Raw genomic sequence first — 19109 nt, 5'->3', positions numbered from 1 at the left:
GCCATACCATGTCCGATGCCACGACCCATCTGCTGCTGCCCTACATCCTGGCGGCGCAGGCTCAGAAGCACGTCACCCACAACGAGGCGCTGCGGATCCTCGACGGGCTCGTCCAGCTCTCGGTGCTCGACAGGGATCTGACCGCGCCGCCCGCCAGCCCCACCGATGGCGACCGCTACATCGTCGGCTCGGGCGCGACGGGCGACTGGGCGGGGTGGGATCTGAACATCGCGCTTTGGACCGATGGCGCTTGGCTGCGCCTGCCGCCACGAACGGGCTGGCGGGCTTGGGTCGAGGACGAGGGTCTGCTGCTGGTCTACGACGGGTCTGGCTGGGTCGGGACAACCCCGGCATCGCTGAAGAACCTCGCGCTGCTCGGGCTGGGCACGACGGCCGACGCAGCAAACCCGTTCTCGGCCAAGCTCAACGCCGCGCTCTGGACGGCGAAGACCGTTGCCGAGGGCGGCACGGGCGATCTGTTCTACACCATGAACAAGGAGGTGGCGGGCGACGACCTCGGGCTGACGTTACAGACCGGCTTCGTGACAAAGGCGCTGGTCGGGCTCTTCGGCTCCGACCGCTTCCGCCTCGCGGTGTCCGCCGACGGCAGCACCTTCTTCGACGGGCTCAGCGTCGACAACGCGAACGGCATCGTCGATCAGCCCCGGCTGCCGCGTTTCAAGGCATACACGAACTACGACAACTATGTCGGCGTCGGCACCTGGACGAAGATCGGCCTCAACAACACCGACACCAACGATCAGGGGGCGTTCGACGCCGCGAACAACCACTTCGTGGCGCCAGTCGACGGCACCTACCTGTTCGGCGCGACGCTTATGTACAAAGTCAACGCCAGCACTACCGCGCGCATGCGCGGCCGCCTCGTTGTGAACGGCACGACGGAAATCCGCGGCTCCCTTGGCGAAATCTCCGCCACCCATGTCACGCTCGCCACCGCCATCTGGCTGCAGACGATGGTACCGCTCACCGCGGGCGATACCGTCGAACTGCAGGGGTATTTCCGGGTCGCGGACGGCTATTTCGCCGCCGACCACACGTCCTTATGGGGCGCGAAGATCGGGTGAGCGGCAGAGGGAGGATCCAATGACACCACCCCGATCCAAGGGCTACGTCCGCATGTCCGCCGCCGAGTTCGAGGCCACCCGGGATAACACCGTCGAAGGCGCAGAAATTACACCACGTGCTCGGATACTAACTACGGGCTGCCGCAGACTCGGCTCGAAAACCTGTCGGCGTCTTGCCCGTCCATCGCCTGAATGCCCTGTCGAGGGCAGCCGGGCCGGAATGGCCTACCAGAAGGGCGATTTGCGAGACGGGTAGCGTTGTGTTCGACAGGAGGTCTTCGCTGACGCTCTGGCGCACGTCGTCTTTCATCTGGCTGAAGGAAGTGCCCTTTGCCTGTATGATGCGCTGTACACGACGTGGATGCAGGCCACAGATTGCGGCAAATGACTCAAGAGCCAGATTCTGGTGAGCGATGTTATCCGCAAGCACGCTGCGAAAATAGGAAAGGGTTGATTCGCTGGCGCTGGCGTTGTCCGTGCCGAATTCCCCTCGTGTAGCTTCCACCAGGTCCCAATCCAGCGAGAATGGCGCCCATAGCCATTGCGACGGAAATGAAATCCGCAAACCGTTGATCCCGGATGTGATAAGCGCCTGTTTCGGCAGAAACTCCGGCGGAAGACCTGCGGTGGTCGGCACAGTGACAAGGATGTCATTGGGGTCAAAAGTGTCACCGATACCCTGTCTGATCACGGTCACGTAAAAGGCGACGCCGACTGCATCCAACTGTCTTGATGGCTTCGACACATTGATCGTGCGCTGGATCTCCAAGCTTGCAACGTCGGGTGAAACGAATACGCAATATCGTACATTATCAACTTGCTTCGACACTTCCACCACCACCCGGGAGAGGAAATCTCCCAAGGTGAGCGCACCGCTCGCCGCCTCCCGGAGCCCGGGCGTCCCCTTCCTGGCGGTTTCGATCGCCACCGTTGCGCCGAAATACGGGTCGCCGAGAGTTTCGGCCATGTCCTCCATGGCAGCATAACAGGCGCTCGCCTCAACCAGCATGGCGGGGTCGCTCAGCGCGCCGAGAGGAATCTTGTTCCGAGCAAGGACAGCTTCGATATCGCCGCCCCGCAAGGTGAATGCCTTGGCGAGCGGGAACAGAACCAACATCGCTCGCGTGAATTTCGGGGCAGATGGCTTACTCATCCGGAATCTTCCCTCAGCTTTCAGGGGTTAACCCCAGACGACCGAATTGTGCCACCGCTGGCATGAGAAGCAAACACCTGACCTCACGGGCATGGTAGTTTTCAGGCCAAACATGAAGCGATTCTGGCGACCTACGCGCGGAGCTCATGACCTTTGCAAGCGCAGGAGCCTGAAAATGCTACGAACTAGGATCTTGGGCGCCACCACGATGGTGGCTCTGCTGTTGTCGTCCACGGCCGTGCTGGCGAATGACATCGTCATCACTGGCGGGCGGGTGATCGACCCCGAAACTGGTCTCGATGCAATCCGCAACGTCGCCATCGAGGGCGACAAGATCGTGGCGATCAGCGAGTTCCCCCTGGAAGGCGACGTGGTGATCGACGCGACGGGCCATGTCGTGTCGCCGGGCTTCATCGACCTGCATTCTCATGGCAACAACATCGGCGACTACCGGATGCAGGTCATCCAGGGCGTCACCACGGCGCTGGAGCTTGAATCCGGCCTTGTGCCGATCGGCGACTGGTATGACGGGCAGGCGAAGAAGAACCTGCCGATGAACTACGGCGCCTCCGCAGGCTGGATCCACAGCCGGATCGCGACCTTCAGCGAAACCGATCCATTGGCCACGGTGGAGTTTTTTACGGATGCGCAGGGCCGCACCGACTGGAAACTGGACATCGCCAGCGCGGAGCAGTCCGAACGCATCCTGTCGCTGGTCGAAGAGGGCCTGAAGGACGGTGCGCTCGGCATCGGCGTCAATGCCGGCTATGCGCCGGGGTATGGCCATAAAGAGTATTACGCGCTCGCCGAACTGGCCAAGAAATACAACGTCCCGACCTTTACCCATGTGCGTTATGCCAGCAACACCGAGCCGCAGAGCTCGTTCGAGGCGATCCAGGAGCTGATCAGCCTCGCCGCCATCACGGGCGCGCACATGCACCTATGCCATATCAATTCGACCTCGCTATCGGACATCAAGGCCACGATGGCGCTGGTGGAAAAGGCGCAGGCCCAGGGAATCAACGTCACGACCGAAGCCTATCCCTTTGGCGCGGCCAGCACGGTGGTCGGCGCGGCCATGTTCAGCGGCTCGGATTGGCGTGACCGGATGGACTCGACGGCCAACAATTTCCAGCTTGGCGCGGATCGGATGACCGAGGACGAGTTGGCCGACTATCAGGCCAACAAGCCGGGAACTTTCATCGTCTGGCATTTCCTGGACGAGGCCAATCCTGAAGCTCTTTCGCTGCTGGATATTTCGGTGACCAATCCCGCGACAGCGATCGCCTCGGATTCCGTGTTCTGGTCCTATTTCGACGAGAACGGCAAAATTCTGAACTACGACGGTGACGCGTGGCCGCTGCCCGAGGGTGTCTTCAGTCACCCGCGGTCAACCGCGTCCTATACCAAGATCCTGCGCTCCTATGTGCGCGAACGCGGGCTGCTGTCGCTGAACGAAGCGATCCGCAAGATGTCACTGCTGCCGGCGCAGACGCTGGAAGAGAGCGTGCCGCAGATGCGCACCAAGGGCCGACTTCAGGTGGGCATGGACGCGGATATCGTTGTCTTCGATCCCGCCACGGTCGCCGACCTGGCGACCTTTGAAAACGCCAATCAGCTCACTGTCGGCGTGCAAACCGTGATCGTGAACGGCGGCTTCTCGGTGCGTGATGGGGAGCTGGTACTGGATGCCCCGAATGGCAGGGCGATCCGTAATGCGGTCGTTAAATGAAACTCTTCCAAACGGATAGAGAATAGACCGTGAATGAGGAATACTCCATGAAAGCCACAACCTCCCTTTTTGTTACAACCTTTATTGTCGGGCTGCTGACCGTTTCGGCAGCCTTCGCGCAAGACTTTGATCTGGTGATCAACAACGGCCGGGTCATGGACCCCGAAACGCTGTTCGACGACATCGCCAATGTCGGCATCAAGGACGGGCGCATCGTCGCGATCAGCAGTGACCCGCTGACGGGTGCCGAGACCATTGATGCAACCGGCCAGATCGTGGCGCCGGGCTTCATCGACACGCACTTCCACTTTCAGATGCCGATCGGCTATTCCCTCGGGCTGCGCGACGGGTTGACCAGCAGCATGGATTTCGAGCTGGGCTGCGCGGGATCCTATATCGGGGACTGGTACGAAGCCCGTGCTGGCGTGACCGGGCCCAACTATGGCTGCGCGGTCAGCCATGAGTTGGCCCGCGCGATGTTTATCGACGGGTTCGACGACGCAGACGTCCTGAAACAAGGCCCCCTGGCCGCCCTGGAAGCCCGGAAGAACACGGGCTGGAGCGCGACGCGCCCGACCCTGGACCAGGGCAACGCGATCCTCGAAGAGATCGACAAGGGCCTGCAAGCTGGCGCCGTCGGCATCGGCAGCACCGTGGGCTACATGCGATCTGGCGTCTCTGCGCGCGAGATGTTCGAGGTGCAGAAGGTCGGCGCCCGTTATGGCCGCGCGACCGGCGCACATACGCGTTATACGCTCGGCACCGACACATCCGAGGTTAACGGCGCGCAGGAACTCGTCACAAACGCAATAGCGCTTGGCGCGCCTGCGATCGTTCTGCACTTCAACAACCCCGGCTGGCGCGTGACGCACGAAATGATCACAGGGCTGCAGGAAAGGGGCTTTAACATCTGGGGCGAAGTTTATCCCTACGCCGCGGGTTCCACCACGATCAATGCGGAGTTTCTGGTGCCGGAGGTCTGGCTCGATCAGTTTGGCAATCGCTATGAAGATACGATGCTGGATCCGGTGACGGGTGAGTACTACACCCTGGACACTTACACGGCGACCATCGCATCCGAACCCACCAGGCCGATCGTCGTGTTCAAGATGCCCGAAGAAGACCAGGCGAAGTGGCTGACGCTGAAAGGCGTGACCATGGCCAGCGATGCGACTGCTGCCACGCCGTACGACGCCCCGTGGGATTACCCGTTTGACCAGCTGGGCGGCACCCACCCCCGCACGGCTGGCGCCCGTGGTGCGACGATCCGGCTCGGCCGGGAAAACAACATCCCGATGATGCAGCTGATGTCTATCCTCAGCTACACCGCCGCCAAGCATCTTGGCGATACCGGTCTGAAGTTCATGCAAGAGCGTGGCCGCATCCAGACCGGCATGGTTGCCGATATCGTGGTGTTTGACCCCGTACTCTTCACGGACAATTCGACCTACGAAAACGGCGCCATCCCGTCGACGGGCATGAAAGCCGTGATCGTCAACGGTCAGGTCACCGTGCGGGACGATGTGCTGCTTCCTGTTTTCGCCGGTCAGCCGATCCGGTTCGACCCGGAGGACAAGCCGCGCTTCGAGCCGATCTCGGAAGCGGCGTGGAATGCCCAATTCTCGACCGGGATGCCTGGTGACTTTACGGGTGCCTTCCCCGTGGATGGTGGCAACTGATCGCGACGCAATCTGGCAAGGAGGCGGGATCATGTGGTTTTTGGTCTCCGCCTTCTTGGCAGCCATCCGCGCAGGTGTGGCTGGCGCGACGCCGCCCATCGCGCTTTTTCAACAACACCGGGACATTCCCGAAACGCACTTCAAGAAAAGCAGAAACCGAACATGAAACACCATAATCTTATCATGGCTTGCGCGGTTTCCGTAGCGGCCACCTTCGGCCCGGCATATGGTCAGACAACGGAAGGACAGTCCGTTGGAGCGGCAATCGAGCGGGTCGTGACCGGACTTGCCGGGCGCATAGGCTTTGCCGCCCAGGAAATCGGCGGTGACGAGGTCATCGCGTTCAATGGCGATGAGTCCTTCGCTATGGCCAGCACGTACAAGGTGGCGATCGCTGCTGCCGTGCTGGATCGCGTGGACAAGGGGGAACTCAGTCTCGACCAACTGGTCGAAGTCCCGCCCGACATGTACGTCACCGGCGTAGTTGCGCTTGCCGAGACATTCCCCCACCCCGGGATCCAGCTCTCGGTGGCGAACCTGATCGAGGTGATGATCACGGAAAGCGACAATACTGCGACCGACGTCTCCATGGGGCTGGCAGGCGGACCCGCGGCGGTGACCGAGTACCTGCGCAGGCTCGGGATCACCGATTTCAGGGTCGATCGGACTACCCGCCAGATTCTCATGGATTTCTACGGCTTGCCGGGGGTCACTCCAGACGATATCGCCGAGGCTATCAGAAACAACCCGGCACTGGTGCAGGCGCAGGTTGATCCCAATCCGGACTTCGAGGCGGATCCCCGTGACCACGCAACGCCCCTTGCGATGCTCCAACTGCTGCGTGCCATCGATGGAGGCACGGCGATAAGCCCGGAAAGCCGCGAGTTTCTGCTGGGAGTCATGTCGCGCACGCGCAGCGGCCCTGGCCGTCTCAAGGGACTGATACCGATGGGAACGCCCGTCGCGCACAAGACCGGAACCGCAGGCGGAATTGCCAACGACGTTGGTTTCATCACGCTCCCCGACGGTCGACGGTTTGCCATCGCCGTGTACACGAACAGCAACGAGACATCCGTTTCGGACAGGGATCGGGCAATTGCCGAGATCGCCCGCATGCTGTTCGACTACTTCTACTTGGCTCCGGTGGCCAAGCAATAGGCGTTCAAATTTAGCCGGGGCGCACCTTTGCCGGTGCGCCCAAAACGCAGACCAAGGGGCTGATCGCCGACACACGACACGGAAGCGCCCGGTGCAGCGGAGATCCTGCACGAAGGAGAACGGAATTTTTTAGCGCCCTCTGCAACGCTGATAGGAGCAACCAAATGAAAAGACTGAACCCAAAGACCATGACCGCGGCGCTTGCCGTGGCCGTCAGTGTCGGTCTGTCGGCGGCTGCTCAGGACGCCTCGGGGCCGATCCTGTTCACGAATGTCAACGTCTTTGACGGCGTGAACGAAGCCCTGATCATGAATGCCAGTGTCGTGGTTACGGACAACCTGATCACCGCAGTCTCGGCCGAACCGCTTGCTGTTGCAGGGGGCACGGTCATCGACGGTGGTGGTCGTACCATGATCCCGGGCATGATTGACGTCCACTGGCACACCTACTTCGCGAACTTGACGGTTGGGCAGCTGCTGAACTCCACTGATATGGGTGACATTACGATTGCCGGATTGCTGGGCAACGAACAGGTGCTGATGCGCGGCTTCACCACCGTCCGCGACATCGGGGGCAACCCGTTCGCAGTGAAGAAAGCCATCGATGCCGGGAAATTCCCCGGTCCCCGCATGTTGGTGGCCGGACCGCCGCTGGGTCAAACCGGCGGCCACTTTGATCTGTATGCCTATAACGACGTGCCGCGCGATCCATCGGCCCCGCTGCCCTACCTGGAGCGGAACGGGGTGGTCGCGATTGCAGACGGGGTTCCGGATGTGACGCGCAAGGCGCGTGAAATCCTGCGGATGGGCGCCCACCAAATCAAGATCGCGGGCGGTGGCGGCGTGACCTCGATCTATGACCCGCTGGACGTCACCCAGTACTCGCTTGAAGAGATGCAGGCGATCGTCGGTGTTGCGGACAACTGGAACACCTATGTCGCCGCGCACATCTTTACCGACAAGGCCATCCAGAGGGCGATCAGGGCCGGGGTCAAGACGATCGAGCACGGCAATCTCATCATGGAGGAAGAGACCCTCCAGATGATGAAGGACAATGGCGTCTGGCTGAGCGCGCAACCGCTCATCGACGACGAGGACAGGCTGGTGTTCGACAATCCCACCAGCACCGCGAAGTGGATCGAAGCCACCGACGGAACCGGCAGGAATTACGAGGCGGCCAAGGCGATGGGCGTCAAGATCGCCTTCGGCACCGACATGCTGTTCGATCCTGCGGCCGCGGCGAGGCAGGGCAAGATGGTGACCAAGCTGATCAACTGGTTCACGCCCTATGAGGCGCTGAAGATGGTGACATCCGACAACGCGGAACTGCTGATGCTGAGCGGTCCGCGTCACCCGTACCAGGAAGGCCCGCTCGGCGTGATCGCTGAGGGCGCCTATGCCGACCTGATCCTCGTCGACGGAAATCCGCTGGAGAACCTCGACCTTGTCGGGGACGCCGAGGCCAACTTCGACCTGATCATGAAGGACGGCGTCATCTACAAGAACACGCTTCAGTGAAAACGGCCGCCCGGCACGAAAGCTCGGCGGGCGGCTTCATGGCTCGGAGACCGATAGTTGCACCCATTGCGGATTGAACGGCTTGTCTACCGATGGCCGGGCGCGGAGCGCAGCACGCTGGAGATTGGCGCGCTGTCTCTCGCGTCCGGCGAGAGCCTGTTCTTGTATGGGCCGAGCGGCTGCGGAAAATCGACCTTGCTGTCCGCGATCGCAGGCGTGGTCGATGTGCCGAAGGGGAGCATCCGCGTAGCGGATCAGGATATTGGCGCCCTGCGCGGTGGTGCGCGGGACCGGTTCCGGGTGGATCAGGTCGGCATGATCTTTCAGGTGTTCAATCTTGTTCCATGGCTGAGTGCCCTCGAGAACGTCCTTCTTCCCTGCACATTCTCGCAGCGTCGCTGCAAGCGTGCGGGCGACGATCCTGCGGGAACGGCCCGCCGACTGCTTGACGAATTGGGTCTGTCCGATCCGTCGCTGGCATCCAAGCCGGCCAGCGAGCTCAGCGTGGGCCAGCAACAACGGGTTGCCGCTGCGCGTGCGCTGATCGGCAAGCCGGACCTGATCCTGGCGGACGAGCCGACCTCGGCGCTGGATGAGGCGGCAAAGGCGGCCTTCGTCGACCTGCTGGCGCGGGAATGCGCCGAAGCGGGCGCCGCTCTGCTCTTCGTCAGTCACGACCGCAGCCTGGAGCATCATTTCGACCGTGGCGTTGACTTCCTCGCCCTCAACGGGGGCGCCGCCTGATGCTGAGGTTCAGCCTGCGCAGCCTGTGGAACCGCCGGTTCGTCGCCGGCCTGACCGTGCTGGCCATCGGCCTCAGCGTCGCGCTGATCCTGGGGGTCGAGCGGCTGAGGGACGGCGCGCGCGACAGCTTCGCCAACTCCGCGTCGGGGATCGACCTGATCGTGGCGCCGCGCGGCAATTCCGTCCAGATCCTGATGGCCACCGTTTTCGGCGTCGGCGGCACCGGGACCGGCATGACCTGGGACAGCTTCGAGTGGCTCGAGGATCGGCCCGAGGTGGCCTGGGCGGTCCCGATCCAGATGGGCGACAATCATCGCGGCTATCCGGTGATCGGGACGGATGCATCCTATTTCGAGCATTTCCGGCACTCTGGCGGTAAGCCGCTCTCTCTTGCCGCTGGCTCGTTCTATACCGGCGATGCGGCGGACGCGGCCGTGATCGGGGCCGAAGTCGCGGCGCGGCTCGGCTATGCTCCCGGTGCGGTGATCGTCAACGCCCATGGCTCAGGCGAGGTCTCATTCGACCTGCACGACGACGCGCCCTTCACCATCTCGGGCGTGCTCGCGCCGACCGGCACCGCCGTCGACCGGATGGTCTTCGTCACGCTCGAAGGCTTCGACACCCTGCATGCGCAGGAAGACGCGCCGCTGGCCGACCCCCTGGACCCGGCCGCGATGCCCGCCGACGATCATGGCGAGGATGGTGCGCACGACGACCATGACGCGCATGACGCGCACGACGACCATGAAGATCATGGCGACCACGAAGGCACGGAGGCCGGACACGGTCACGAACCGGACCGGATCAATGCCGTCTACGTCGGGCTGATCGATCGGACGAATGTCCTCGGTCTGCAGCGGGCCGTCAACGAACGCCCCTCCGACGCGTTGAGCGCAGTCCTCCCGGCTGTCGCGCTCGCCGAGCTCTGGGGGATCACCGGGACGGCCGAGCGCGCGATGCGACTGATGGCGTGGGCCGTGGCTTTGGCGGGAATGATCGGCATGGTGGTCATGCTCTCTGCGACTCTCGACACCCGACGGCGTGAATTCGCGATCCTGCGGTCTGTTGGCGCCACGCCCGGCCGTATCTTTGCGCTGATCGTCACCGAAGCCGCCGTCCTCACCGCTGCGGGGCTGGTGCTGGGCCTTGTTCTGCTTACGGTGGCCACGTTCGTGACCGACCCGATCCTGTCCGCCCGTTTCGGTCTGCGATTGGGCTTGAATGTCTTCGGAGCGCGCGAACTGACCACCCTTTTCCTCATCTTCTGCGCAGGGCTTCTTGCCTCGCTTGTCCCGGCAGTCCGGGTCTATCGCATGACGCTGGCCGACGGGCTGTCGGTTCGGCTATGACAATTCAAAGGTAATTCTCCATGACCATGTTCGCCCGCCTCGTCTTGATATTCTTGCTTGCCGTTCCTCCGGGTCTCGTACAAGCGGCTGATCCTCAGGAAATCTCGTGGGCTACGCTTGCACCTCCGGCCACCGTGATCGAGAACCCGTTCGAGACCCTCACCGACGACCAGATGGACGGCCTTCGTCAGATCCTGCGGTTCGAGGCACGGGCCGAGCGGAGCGATGACGTCGAAGCTCGCGCCGAAGCGCAAATGCTACGCGAACAAATGGCTAAGGACGGCCTCGATGTCGACGGATTGTTCGCGGCGCGTCTGGCGATCATGGAAAAACGCGAAGCGGCGGCCTCCGCTGTGAACGAGGCACTTGTCGGCAAGAACATCCGGATGCCTGGATATGTGCTGCCCCTCGAATTCAAGGACCGCAAGGCTGTCGAGTTCCTGCTTGTGCCCACCATCGGCGCCTGCATCCACACCCCGCCGCCGCCCGCCAACCAGGTCGTCCATGTGGTCTATCCCGAGGGCATCGAGGTGAACGGACTTTTCACCCCCGTTTGGATCACCGGGACCATGGTCGCCCAGAGTTCGGTTCAGGACGTTGGGTATGTCGACGGACAGGCCCCGGTCTCCGTCAGCTATTCAATGCAGCCGGTGCTGGTCGAGGTGTACGGCGGATGAACGCCGATGCTTGGGACTGATCGGTATCACGGCATGGCGGACCACACGTGGCGGCGAAAGCGTCACCCCCAAGATGCCTCGGATTGAGATGGATCGGAGGCTGCCCTCCCAAGAAGGCGTCATGCGGTGCGAGACGAGTACGTCCGAAACACCCGTTGCCTGAGGGCATGCCTTATAAAAGCACATAACATCAATAGCTTAAGGGTCGGAGAAGGTTCGACGTCAGGCCCGTCCCCTCCGCCACTTGCCCTTGCGAAACGTGTCTCCCGATCCGGCTGCGGCCGGATTTTCTCGTTGTTTTCGAGGGTTATACGGGAGGGGCTGTTCACCGGACATACTGGGAACGGCCCAAAATCCGTTCTCTATGGGCCGATATTCTCCGGATCTCATGACTGCGCCGATTTGGTGAATAGCCTGTAACCATCTGTAAATAAGATGTTTTGCGAGGCTCAAGCTGAGCACTCCGATTCCGGTCGCTCGCGGCCAGATGGAACTGATGTCCAACGGTCTCCGAGCCATGTGGCTCGTAACACAGCTGTCAATCAGCAGAAACTGCTTCAAAGTTCGCTAGAGCAGACCGAAGGTTCTCCATGATTTCCTCCGCCAGCACCTCTGGCTCCGGAAGGTTTTCCAGGTCTGTCATTGACGCGTCGCGTAGCCAGAAGAGATCGAGGCTCGCCTTGTCGCGTGCCAGCAGTTCTTCCCTGTCAAAGGCGCGCCAGCGTCCATCTGGGCATTCTTCGCTCCACGTGGGACTGCGTTCGTGACGGTTTTCAGGACTGTAGCAAGACACAAATTCCTTGAGATGCGAATACGTTAGGGGCTTCTGTTTCAACGTATGATGCACGTTGGTGCGGTAATCGTAGTACCAGACCTTGGAGGTCTGCGGATCGGGGCTGGCTGCCCGGTTGTCGAAGAAGATCACATTCGCTTTCACGCCCTGCGCATAGAAGATGCCAGTAGGCAGACGAAGGATGGTATGCAGGTCGGTAGTTTGCAGCAATTTCCGCCGAATGGTTTCTCCCGCGCCGCCCTCGAACAGAACATTGTCGGGTACGACCACCGCGGCCCGTCCGGTTGTCTTCAGCATGGTTCGTATATGTTGGACGAAATTCAGCTGCTTGTTCGACGTGGTCGCCCAGAAATCCTGGCGATTGTATGTCAGGTCGTCCGTTTCCTGTTCGCCTTCGGCATTGGTGAAGCTCATCGAGCTCTTCTTGCCGAACGGCGGATTCGCCAGAACATAGTCGAAGGTCTCGGGAGGCGGAGAAATCAGGGCGTCAGCGGGTGATACCAACGTGTCGCCAGTCATTTCGCCGATCCCATGCAGGAACATGTTCATCAGGCAGAGGCGCCGCGTCCCGGCGACAATCTCGTTGCCGAAGAAAGTCGAGTGCTTCAGGAAAGCCTTCTGGTCCTTGTCGAGCGCAGGGTTGTCCGGGTCTGTCAGGAATTCGTGGGCGGCAAGGAAAAAACCACCGGTGCCACAGGCCGGATCGGCGATGGTCTTGCCGGGCTCTGGGCGGACGCATTCGACCATTGCGCGGATCAGAGCGCGCGGCGTGAAATACTGGCCAGCGCCAGATTTCGTATCCTCGGCGTTGCGCTCCAGAAGCCCCTCATAGATGTCGCCTTTGACGTCTGCACCCAGCATGACCCACTTGGTGCCGTCCACCATGTCGATCAGGCGGAAGAGTTTGGCGGGGTCTGTGATCTTGTTCTGTGCCTTGGTGAAGATCTGGCCAAGCATGCCTTTCTGCTCGCCCAACTTGCGTAGCAGCATGACGTAGTGCGCTTCCAGTTCTGCCCCCCGGCGCGAAGTCAGGCTGGTCCAGTCGAATCCTTCCGGAATGCCCACATCGCGGCTGTAGGGGGGCTTGGCGTATTCATCGGCCATCTTGAGGAAGATGAGGTAGGTCAGCTGCTCGAGATAGTCGCCATAACCGACGCCGTCGTCACGCAGCGTGGTGCAAAAACTCCAAACTTTGGAGACGATTGGGGCAGTATTCATCAGGCATTCCCCGCCTTATTGAATTTCAGGAACGCGGCCATCAGGCTGGGTACTTTCTCGGTGCCTTCCAATTGCATTTCGACTGATCTTTGGTTGCTCGTAATCCAAGTGAGGAGTTGCGCAACATCATACGCCGTTCGTACCGGGTAGTTGTCACCGGGAACCTGACAATGCTGACCAACACGGTAAGCACGCAGCGGCCATTTTTCTTTCTTCCCGGTGGGCGGAGCCACGGCTCCATCGTAGCCGCTCTCAAGAATCCACCAGAGCCGAGCACAGTTTTCTACCGTCCAGCCCCCCTTAACCCGCAGCCACTCCTCGCACCAAGCCTGCGCTGTTGCCTTGTCCGTCTTGCGCTTCTTCCAAGTACTCAATGCGGTCACCATGTCCGGGGTCGTAGAAAGTCGGTCTTGGATGAAGTCGCGCACCAATTCTGTGCGGGACAGGTCGACGCGATGGATGGAGCGCATCCGATCTTCCTCGGTTGTGAACATGCCATTTAGACAAATCATTCTGCGCCATCGAAGAACCACGTGGAAGGCCGTGGAACGGTCGACCGAATTCGTCACCTCGATCTCTGGCCGGTAGCGATCTGGCTGAAGAAGATCCTGAGCAAAATCGTATGCCTGATTCACCAATGGGACGGAGATGCGCACCCGTTCGCCGTATTCCGTCATGGTGATTTCCGCGCCGGCGTCTTTGAGCCCGGCGTTCGAGAGGTTTTCGGTAAGCCAAGAACCCAGCACGCGATGTTGCAGCAAATCGTACTGGTCCGACACGACCGCGACCGGGCGTTCATGCGCATCGCCATCGAAGGGCATCCGCCAGATGCTGCGCAAGCGCGGATTGTCGTTCGGGTGCGTCCCAAAAGGGCGCAGGGCGAAGTCCGGCAGGGCGCCACGCAGGTCCGAGGCCGCGACAGTCTTGCGCGTGAAGGTGCTGGACAGGGGCAGCCCTTTCCAATGCGACACGCCATAGATGTCATTGAGGGCGTCAAAGGCCATGCTGTGCCTCCTTCTGCTTTTTGGAGACGCGCTTGCGGCGTGCTTTTGGGGTCTTCGCGCGGTCGGTCTTGATGCGGGCCAGCAGGGCGGAGGCGGGTTCGTCCTCCGGGTCCTGGGGGACGAGTTGGCCGGAGAAGGCTTTTTTCAGGATGGATTGGCGGAGCGCGTCTGCACGGGTGAGGGCTGAGTCGACCTCGGCCTCGAGCCGCGCGGCGGCTTCAAGCTGAGCGTCGAGGAGTTGGACGATTTCGGCTTGTTCTGCGGGGGAGCAGATCGGGACAGGCGTCGCTTTGATGTCGCCTCCGGAAACACCTGATTGACCAGCCGTCGTTCGGATGCGGCGTTCGATATAGGCACGGCTTTGGCCGCAGTTCGTTGCGGCCTCAAGGTATGCCGGATTCAGGATGTCGGACCTGATCTCGCAGCGAATGAGCTTGTCGGGATAGACGTGACTGCCATCACCCCGATACATAGCCGAAACGCCAACGTAATCGCGCGACCCGTTGTAGCGCGTGAACACAAGATCCCCATAAGAAAGACAGTAATTCTCGAAACTGCCGTCCGGATCGGTGATGCGCCGAAAGTCCTCCAAGTCGAAGGCCATAGGTCGGACGGCACTGATCCGGAAAATCTTGAACGGGCCTTTTTCGTCAGGCTTGGCCGAAATGCCGTTTCGGATGGCCCAAGCCAGTGCTTCAAACGGTAGGTAGACCCAGCCTTTGGGCAAATCCCGAAGGTCCGAGTAGTCGAATTTGGTTGGCCATGCTGGCCGCTTCGGCTTCGCGGGTTTCTTGCCCTTCTCGCCATCCGCATGCCATTTGGCGAGGGCCTCCTGCCAGGCGTCGAGGGCGGTTTTGTAGCGGGTGTCGCGTTCGGATTGGATGCGGGCAAGGAGGGTTTCGGGGGCTTCCAGTTTGTCCGCGTTCTGCGCGCGCCAGTTGGCGGTGAGGCGGCCTTCGAAGGCGGATTTCAGCAGGGACTGACGGTAGAGGCCGAGGGTGGCGCGCGCCGTTTGCAGGCTCTCGACCCCCTTGTCGATCTCGTCGAACATTGCCTCGATCTTCTCCACGATGCGGCGTTGTTCGTTGGTGGGAGGGACGACAACAGGTAACTTGCCGAAGCGCGCATGTGTCAGGTTCAAGCCACTATCATTGATCCCTGTCTTCATCGCGTCGATACGCTGTTGCGTTTCATGAAGGCGAATGAAGCGCGAAAGAAACTGCGGGTCGAGCAGTTCCGGATGTGGCCGAAAGCGGTACATCTTTCCAGACATCATCAGCCGCGACCGGGTTTTCTTGACAAGGCATGCGACACCGCATCGGTTGCGTGGTCCTGCACATGTCATAAGGACGTCGCCTGGCTTGATTTCGATCTGAGGGCGAGGGTCGAGCTTTTCAGGCAGTGCCTTGTTTTCGTGAGACCAAAACTCGCCGTGCTGAATCGCTGTTGTTTTGACAACACCCCATTCGTTGTCTTCTGCTGGACGGCGTTCGCATTGCGGGCTCCACCCCTGTTGGAAGGGTTTGCCGGTTTCTTGTAACTCTACAAGATCCGCAATTTCAGCGGTTATCCATGAACTTGGCAAATCCGTCATGCTGAGAGCGCCTCATTCATCTCGGTCATGACCTCGTCCATGCCGTCGCCAAAGAGCGCATACATCTGCCCCATCCCGCCCTTGCCGTCGAAGGGGGCCATTTCCAGATCGTCGCGCTCGATGGTGAAGGAGGTGGCGAGGTGGTCGCGGATCATGCGCAGCCAGTCCATCTGCTCCTCGGTGAACTTCTCGCCCGCACCCGAATGGCGGTTCAGCACCCAGTTCTGGAAGTTGCGCCGCACCCGTTCGGAATGGCGGGTGAGGGTTTCATCCAGCCCCGTGACCCGGCGGATCAGCGCCACCAGCGCAGTCAGGTCGCTGGCCGGGTTGCTGCCCTTGTAGTCATCAAGATGCGCATAGGCGCGCCAGACGGTGAGCGGGGCGAGGCGCGGGCGATCCTCGGTCAGTTTCTTCAAAACGTCCTTGATCATCGCGTAGGTGACATCTGACCGGCGGGCGGGGGTGTTGAAGTAGATGGTTAGCGCCTCGATTTCATCGCGGTTCTCGGTCAGGTAGTCCTCGAACTCTTCCGCGATCTTCTTCGCATTTTCCGCCACATCGCCCGCCCATTCGGCGCGCAAAAGCGTGTCGAGGTTGTCATGGTCGATGGTCTGTTCGTTGTCGCGGCGGATCGTGTCCATCAGATTGATCAGCGGGCCGGTGAAGACGTTGGCGGCGTGTTTGATCCGTTCCTCGCGTGCGGCCTTCATGGCGGCATCGTCGGGCTCGGGGTGGCCCGCGGCCTTGGCGTCGACCTCCACCTTGTCGGGGTCGACGGCGTCGAAGAGGTCGCGCACAATAGTGGTGAGAGCTTTGCCTGCCTCGCCGGTGATCTTTTCCTGATCCTCGGTCCCCAACTTGTTGTCGAGGCGGGACAGGCGAGCGGCAAGCGAGCTGACGGTTTCCTCGGACCGGTCGCCCATCATCAGCCCCATAGCGAGGTCCTTGAAGGGTATCGAGGGTTTGGTGTCGAGCGGCTGGCTGGCTGTCTTGAGTGACTTGGTGACGCCGACGGCATCGACGATGACATAGTGCGTCTTGGCCTGAGCGGAGGGGGAGACCTTTTTCAGGTCGTCAGGTTTCATAACACGGGTGCCGCGGCCCTTCATCTGCTCGAAGTAATTCTTCGATTTCACGTCGCGCATGAAGATCAAGCATTCGAGCGGTTTGACGTCGGTGCCCGTCGCAATCATGTCCACTGTCACGGCAATTCGCGGGTAATAATCGTTGCGGAAGGCCGAGAGCGAGGATTTCGGGTTCTTCGCACCGTTGGTGATCTTGCGACAGAAATCGTTGCTTTCGCCGAATTCCTGCCGGACCGTCTGGATGATGTCGTCAGCGTGGCTGTCGGTCTTGGCGAAGATCAGGGTTTTTGGCAGTTCCTTGCGTCCGGGGAAGATAGTTTGCCATTTGTCGTGGAAAGCGCGGATCACGGTGCGGATCTGGTCGGGGTTTACGACGGATCGGTCGAGCTGGGTGGCGGCGTAGGCCTGTTCGTCGTCTTGCGTTTCCCATCGCCGCGCGCGGGTTTCGCGTTCGCGCTTTTCGACCAGCTGCTCGGCTTTAAGCGTCTCGCCACCTTGGGTGATTTCGGTTTCGATCAGGAAGATTTCATTGCCGACGTTGACCTTGTCGGCGACGGCCTTTTCGTGGGTGTATTCGCTGACGACGTTCTTCTGGAAGAACCCATAGGTGCGGTTGTCGGGCGTCGCGGTCAGGCCGATCAGGTAGGCGTCGTAATACTCGATGACCTGGCGCCAGAGGTTGTAGATGGAGCGGTGGCATTCATCGATCACGACGACGTCGAAGTATTCCGGTGGCAGCTTGGCGTTGTAGACCACTGGCAACGGTTTCTTGCGGCGCCATTTCTGCTCGGCTGGGTTTTCGTCCTCTGCGCCTTCGTTCAGTTCCTCACCCTTGAGCGTAGCGTACATGCGCTGAATTGTGGAGATTATGACCTGGCAGTCGCCGGCAATCGAGGGCGAGGAGAGGCGCTGGACATTGTGGAGCTCGGTGAACTTGCGATTGTCGTCGTTGGGGATGAAGGCCATGAATTCCTGTTCGGCTTGCTCACCGAGGTTCTTGGTGTCGACAAGGAACAGGATACGGCGCGCGCCTACGTGTTTGAGTAGCCGGTAGACCTGCGTGATCGCCGTGAAAGTCTTGCCGGACCCCGTGGCCATCTGGACGAGGGCGCGGGGTTTGTCGGACTTGAGCGAGGTTTCGAGGTTCGTGATCGCCTTGATCTGGCAGTCACGTAGACCGTCCGGGTTGAGATCTGGCAGCGCTGCGATACCTGTGCGCAGGCTCTTCGGGGCTTGCCACCAGGCCTTAAGGGTTTCGGGGCGATGGAAGTTGAAGACCTCTCGCGATCGCGGGCTTGGGTCACGCGCGTTTGTGAAGCGCGTGACTTGACCGGTGCTTTCGTAGAGGAACGGCAGCGGTTCTGCGTTGGATACCCATTTCAGCTTGGCGTTGGCGTATCCTTCGGATTGTTCCTCGACCGAGGTCAGGCGGACGCCCCAGTTGTCAGGTTTCGCCTCGACAACGCCGACAGCCTGCCTGTCAGCGAAAAGAACGTAGTCGGCCGGTCCGATGTCGGTTTGATACTCACGGACGGCCACTCCCAAGCCAGCATTGAAGTCCAGCGCATCCTTGTCTTGAACATGCCAACCGGACGCCCGCAGGCGTTCGTCGATCCGGTCCCGAGCGAATTGCTCAGGCGTTTGGTTGACATCAGGTGACACGCGATAGGGCCTGAGATTTTTTCTCTTTTTTCAGTAATGAAGGTCGGCACTTAGAATTGCAATTCCCAGAAATGCCCCGGCTCGACATGACTAGAGTACTTGTGAACTACTTCCATTGATCCTTCCAAACCACCGGAAAAGGCTCCAACATCCGTGCGAGCGTCAATTCCGGCCCCTGCGTGCCTTCTAGGATTACCTCAACGATGTCTGGATCAAGCAGCGTCAGGCGCAGTACCCGGGTCATGTAGGACGGCGCGATCCCCTCGCATTCCGCCAGTTCTGCAATGGTCGTGAACGCGCCCGACTCCAGCATGCGCTTCCATCGGAACGCTCGTGCCAGCGCCTTGATCAGCGTATTGTCGGACCTGGGCTGCTGCGATGCGCCCTCCGGCAGTTGCATCTTCTTTCGCCCGCCGCGCTTCACGAGGCGGAACGGGATGTGCAGCGTCACGGTGTCCGGGATCGGTGTCCTGCTGGTCATGCGGCCTTACCCCTTTTTATAGCGTCATCGACGGTGCGAAGCTGTTGGTACGCAGGTGGCGAGGGCATGGTTGTCATGCTGGCTGTCCTTGATGGCTCAGGTCGCTGTGCCACCCTCGCTGCCGCCCCTGAATGACCGCTGATTACGCGATGCCCTTGATGGCTTTGTAAGGCGATGC

The 19109-nt window shown here is 60.8% G+C and carries 15 protein-coding genes; 9 read left to right on the top strand and 6 right to left on the bottom strand.

Annotation, left to right across the window (positions count from 1 at the left end; genetic code table 11):
• Positions 1-8: 8 nt before the first annotated feature.
• Positions 9-1085: a DUF2793 domain-containing protein gene (locus tag H8B03_RS06900; RefSeq protein ID WP_193140990.1), complete on the top strand. Its 1077-nt coding sequence runs from the start codon at positions 9-11 to the stop codon at positions 1083-1085.
• A gap of 127 nt (positions 1086-1212) precedes the next feature.
• Here the strand turns inward: H8B03_RS06900 and H8B03_RS06895 are convergent, their stop codons facing one another.
• Positions 1213-2238, bottom strand: coding sequence for an AraC family transcriptional regulator (locus H8B03_RS06895; protein WP_226925759.1), 1026 nt, complete (start codon positions 2236-2238; stop codon positions 1213-1215).
• A gap of 175 nt (positions 2239-2413) precedes the next feature.
• Between H8B03_RS06895 and H8B03_RS06890 the strand changes: the two genes are divergently transcribed.
• The 8 genes from H8B03_RS06890 to H8B03_RS06860 all read left to right on the top strand — a co-directional run bounded on the left by H8B03_RS06890 (position 2414) and on the right by H8B03_RS06860 (position 11094).
• Positions 2414-3970 carry an amidohydrolase family protein gene (locus tag H8B03_RS06890; protein WP_193140989.1) on the top strand — a complete coding sequence of 519 codons (1557 nt, stop codon included), beginning with the start codon at positions 2414-2416 and terminating at the stop codon, positions 3968-3970.
• A gap of 47 nt (positions 3971-4017) precedes the next feature.
• Positions 4018-5649, top strand: coding sequence for a hydrolase (locus H8B03_RS06885; RefSeq protein ID WP_193140988.1), 1632 nt, complete (start codon positions 4018-4020; stop codon positions 5647-5649).
• Positions 5650-5680: 31 nt separating this feature from the next.
• Complete coding sequence (locus H8B03_RS19110) at positions 5681-5815, top strand: hypothetical protein (RefSeq protein WP_264299180.1); 135 nt, start codon at positions 5681-5683, stop codon at positions 5813-5815.
• Positions 5812-6807 (top strand): class A beta-lactamase, encoded by a 996-nt coding sequence (bla, locus tag H8B03_RS06880; protein WP_193140987.1) that lies wholly within the window; start codon positions 5812-5814, stop codon positions 6805-6807. The genes H8B03_RS19110 and bla overlap by 4 nt, the downstream gene beginning before the upstream one ends.
• A 164-nt stretch (positions 6808-6971) precedes the next feature.
• Entirely contained in the window at positions 6972-8324 is a 1353-nt protein-coding gene (locus H8B03_RS06875) for an amidohydrolase family protein (RefSeq protein WP_193140986.1), read from the top strand.
• A 57-nt stretch (positions 8325-8381) separates the two neighbouring features.
• On the top strand, positions 8382-9068 hold the full coding sequence (locus tag H8B03_RS06870; protein WP_226925758.1) for an ABC transporter ATP-binding protein: 687 nt from the start codon (positions 8382-8384) through the stop codon (positions 9066-9068).
• Positions 9068-10417 (top strand): FtsX-like permease family protein, encoded by a 1350-nt coding sequence (locus tag H8B03_RS06865; RefSeq protein ID WP_226925757.1) that lies wholly within the window; start codon positions 9068-9070, stop codon positions 10415-10417. Before H8B03_RS06870 ends, H8B03_RS06865 begins: the two co-directional genes overlap by 1 nt.
• 20 nt (positions 10418-10437) lie before the next feature.
• The gene (locus tag H8B03_RS06860) at positions 10438-11094 is read left to right on the top strand and encodes a DUF3299 domain-containing protein (protein WP_193140985.1); all 657 of its coding nucleotides are present in this window, start codon (positions 10438-10440) and stop codon (positions 11092-11094) included.
• Between the two features lie 538 nt (positions 11095-11632).
• On the opposite strand, the gene H8B03_RS06855 is transcribed toward H8B03_RS06860, so the two are convergent.
• The 5 genes from H8B03_RS06855 to H8B03_RS06835 all read right to left on the bottom strand — a co-directional run bounded on the left by H8B03_RS06855 (position 11633) and on the right by H8B03_RS06835 (position 18931).
• Positions 11633-13105 (bottom strand): class I SAM-dependent DNA methyltransferase, encoded by a 1473-nt coding sequence (locus H8B03_RS06855; RefSeq protein ID WP_193140984.1) that lies wholly within the window; start codon positions 13103-13105, stop codon positions 11633-11635.
• On the bottom strand, positions 13105-14109 hold the full coding sequence (locus H8B03_RS06850) for a DUF932 domain-containing protein (RefSeq protein ID WP_193140983.1): 1005 nt from the start codon (positions 14107-14109) through the stop codon (positions 13105-13107). The genes H8B03_RS06855 and H8B03_RS06850 overlap by 1 nt, the downstream gene beginning before the upstream one ends.
• Positions 14099-15703 (bottom strand): restriction endonuclease subunit S, encoded by a 1605-nt coding sequence (locus H8B03_RS06845; RefSeq protein ID WP_193140982.1) that lies wholly within the window; start codon positions 15701-15703, stop codon positions 14099-14101. Before H8B03_RS06845 ends, H8B03_RS06850 begins: the two co-directional genes overlap by 11 nt.
• Positions 15700-18450 carry a DEAD/DEAH box helicase family protein gene (locus H8B03_RS06840; RefSeq protein ID WP_193140981.1) on the bottom strand — a complete coding sequence of 917 codons (2751 nt, stop codon included), beginning with the start codon at positions 18448-18450 and terminating at the stop codon, positions 15700-15702. The genes H8B03_RS06845 and H8B03_RS06840 overlap by 4 nt, the downstream gene beginning before the upstream one ends.
• Positions 18451-18556: 106 nt before the next feature.
• The gene (locus tag H8B03_RS06835) at positions 18557-18931 is read right to left on the bottom strand and encodes a hypothetical protein (protein WP_193140980.1); all 375 of its coding nucleotides are present in this window, start codon (positions 18929-18931) and stop codon (positions 18557-18559) included.
• Between the last annotated feature and the right edge of the window lie 178 nt (positions 18932-19109).

The sequence above is a fragment of the Meridianimarinicoccus sp. MJW13 genome (assembly GCF_014901205.1).
In the GTDB taxonomy this organism is placed as follows: domain Bacteria; phylum Pseudomonadota; class Alphaproteobacteria; order Rhodobacterales; family Rhodobacteraceae; genus Meridianimarinicoccus.
This window is presented reverse-complemented; position numbering and strand designations above follow the sequence as displayed.

Excerpts from the sequence above, each read along its gene's own strand:
- H8B03_RS06845 (WP_193140982.1), bottom strand. The coding sequence starts at position 15,703 with ATGACGGATTTGCCAAGTTCATGGATAACCGCTGAAATTGCGGATCTT.
- H8B03_RS06895 (WP_226925759.1), bottom strand. The coding sequence starts at position 2,238 with ATGAGTAAGCCATCTGCCCCGAAATTCACGCGAGCGATGTTGGTTCTG.
- H8B03_RS06875 (WP_193140986.1), top strand. The coding sequence starts at position 6,972 with ATGAAAAGACTGAACCCAAAGACCATGACCGCGGCGCTTGCCGTGGCC.
- H8B03_RS06860 (WP_193140985.1), top strand. The coding sequence starts at position 10,438 with ATGACCATGTTCGCCCGCCTCGTCTTGATATTCTTGCTTGCCGTTCCT.
- H8B03_RS06850 (WP_193140983.1), bottom strand. The coding sequence starts at position 14,109 with ATGGCCTTTGACGCCCTCAATGACATCTATGGCGTGTCGCATTGGAAA.
- H8B03_RS06855 (WP_193140984.1), bottom strand. The coding sequence starts at position 13,105 with ATGAATACTGCCCCAATCGTCTCCAAAGTTTGGAGTTTTTGCACCACG.
- H8B03_RS19110 (WP_264299180.1), top strand. The coding sequence starts at position 5,681 with ATGTGGTTTTTGGTCTCCGCCTTCTTGGCAGCCATCCGCGCAGGTGTG.
- H8B03_RS06890 (WP_193140989.1), top strand. The coding sequence starts at position 2,414 with ATGCTACGAACTAGGATCTTGGGCGCCACCACGATGGTGGCTCTGCTG.
- H8B03_RS06900 (WP_193140990.1), top strand. The coding sequence starts at position 9 with ATGTCCGATGCCACGACCCATCTGCTGCTGCCCTACATCCTGGCGGCG.
- H8B03_RS06835 (WP_193140980.1), bottom strand. The coding sequence starts at position 18,931 with ATGACCAGCAGGACACCGATCCCGGACACCGTGACGCTGCACATCCCG.
- bla (WP_193140987.1), top strand. The coding sequence starts at position 5,812 with ATGAAACACCATAATCTTATCATGGCTTGCGCGGTTTCCGTAGCGGCC.
- H8B03_RS06885 (WP_193140988.1), top strand. The coding sequence starts at position 4,018 with ATGAAAGCCACAACCTCCCTTTTTGTTACAACCTTTATTGTCGGGCTG.
- H8B03_RS06865 (WP_226925757.1), top strand. The coding sequence starts at position 9,068 with ATGCTGAGGTTCAGCCTGCGCAGCCTGTGGAACCGCCGGTTCGTCGCC.